The sequence below is a fragment of the Gordonibacter pamelaeae 7-10-1-b genome, from assembly GCF_000210055.1.
Classification (GTDB): Bacteria; Actinomycetota; Coriobacteriia; order Coriobacteriales; family Eggerthellaceae; genus Gordonibacter; species Gordonibacter pamelaeae.
Window position 1 is genome coordinate 2,219,245 of record NC_021021.1, and the last position, 1,894, is coordinate 2,221,138.

General features: G+C 70.4%; 2 protein-coding genes. Both read right to left on the reverse strand.

The window, feature by feature from the left end:
• A partial coding sequence (locus GPA_RS10290; RefSeq protein ID WP_041239450.1) for a GGDEF domain-containing protein occupies window positions 1-934 on the reverse strand: 934 nt, incomplete at its 3' end.
• Window positions 931-1,894: GGDEF domain-containing protein (locus GPA_RS16870; protein WP_167536640.1), on the reverse strand; the 964-nt coding region annotated here is incomplete at its 5' end. The genes GPA_RS16870 and GPA_RS10290, both read right to left, overlap by 4 nt.

Sequence of the window (1,894 nt, forward strand, 5' to 3'; positions counted from 1 at the left end):
CGGCGGCGACGCACGTGAGGTACCGGTCCCCGTCCTCGTGGCCGCCTGCATCGTTCACGCCCTTCAGGTCGTTCACGTCCACGAAAGCGAGCGAGAGGGGGCGCCCTCGGCCCAAGAGCTCGTCGATGCGCGCCTCGGCGAAACGGCGCGAGCAGCATCCGGTGAGCTCGTCGCGCCGGACGATGTCCTGCAGCTTGTCGCCCTCGTGCTCGCGCTCGGCCACCTCGCGCTCCAACAGGCGGCGCTCCTCGCTGCGCCGTATGACCGCGGCCGTCCGGTACGCGTAGTAGAATGCCAGCGACAGGCTGGCGAAAACGCTCACCGACGCCTTGAGCGCCCACACCTTCACCACGAGCGCGTTGACGTCCACGTAGTACAGCAGCAGGATGGAGCAGAGGTACAGGTACCCGAGCACGCCCATGGCCAGCACGAACCGGCGCGAGCGGTCGTTCCCGTACACCACGGCCGTCTCGCCGTGGCGCAGCACGCGCCGCTGCACGCACAGGAGCAGGGCGCCGAGCAGGAACCCGAGCGCCACGGGAACCGTCTTCAAGTTCCCCTCCTCGCCGATGTCGTTGCTGAACGCGCTCTGCGGCACGTCGAAGGCGATGGCGCACAGCGACCGCGCGAACTCGTTGGCGCCAAGCCCCACCAGGGAGACGAGCAGCGCGCAGAGCAGCGAGGCCCGCCAGGGGCACCTGAAGGCCCATTTGATCTCGAACAGGAACAGCACGCAGATGACGAGCCAGTTGGCCACCAGGTTGAACTGCAGCATGCTGAGCGCCGCGAATGCGAGGTAGTTCCCGGCGAACACGGCAATCTCGGCGCCGCGCCTCGGGGCGGCGAAGCCCGCCTGGGCCTCGAGGCCGGCGAACATGGCCGCGTTGAACAAGAAGTAGCACACGGCGCTGATCGCGAAGGGCGCGACTCTCATCGGGCACCGCCTGAAACCCGGCCGTGGTAGGCGCGCTTGCTTTGGTACATGGCGCGGTCGGCCCGCGCGACGAGGGCGGCGGCGGACTCCCCCTCGCAGCCCGATGCAGCCGTGCCGAACGAGAACGACACAGCCCCCACGCCCTCGACCGGCTGGGCGGCCAGCACCTCGAGCGCCTCCCCGGCATGCCGCCCGACCTCGCGCTCGTCGCCTTCGGGGAGCACGACGAGGAACTCGTCGCCGCTCATGCGGCACAACGCCGCCCGGCCGGGAAACGACGAGCGCAGGGCGTCGGCGAGCCTGACGAGGCAGGCGTCGCCCGCCTCGTGGCCGAACGTGTCGTTGACGGCCTTGAGGCCGTTCATGTCGAGGTAGGCGACGGCGAACGGACGCCCGTGCTCCAGCAGGTCCTCGACGGTCCGCAGGCCGGTGAGGGCATCGCGCGACGCCTGGTCGCGCAGCTGCCCGAGGCGCGCCTCCTGGCGCTCGCGCCGCTCCATGAGCGCCAGGTACTCCTCCTCCACGTGCGCGTCGCGCCCGAGCAGCGACGTGGCTACCACGAAGGCGGCCACCGACACGCCCAGCAGCAGCATGCTCGCGCCCAAGAACTCCGACAACAGCGGCACGTCGAGGCGGAACAAGCTGGGAAGCGCGTCGAACAGGATGTAGGCGAGCGAGAACCAGCCGAACCAGAACAGCGCGGCGTACGACCGACCGCCCTCCGCGTCGAGCGGAAAGCGGTCGAGCAGGCCGCGGAACGCCAGCGCGGCACCGCAGAACAGGGCGAGGCCCGCCGCGAGCACGGCCGGGCGGAGGGAGTCGTCTTCCACGACCTGCCACGGCATGCCGCCGACGAGGATGGACGCCGCGGAGAACACCAGCAGCACCGACACCGCGAAGCAGGAGAACACGAGGTTCGCCGCGAACAGGCCGTGGGCCGCCCGACCGGATGCCAGGCAG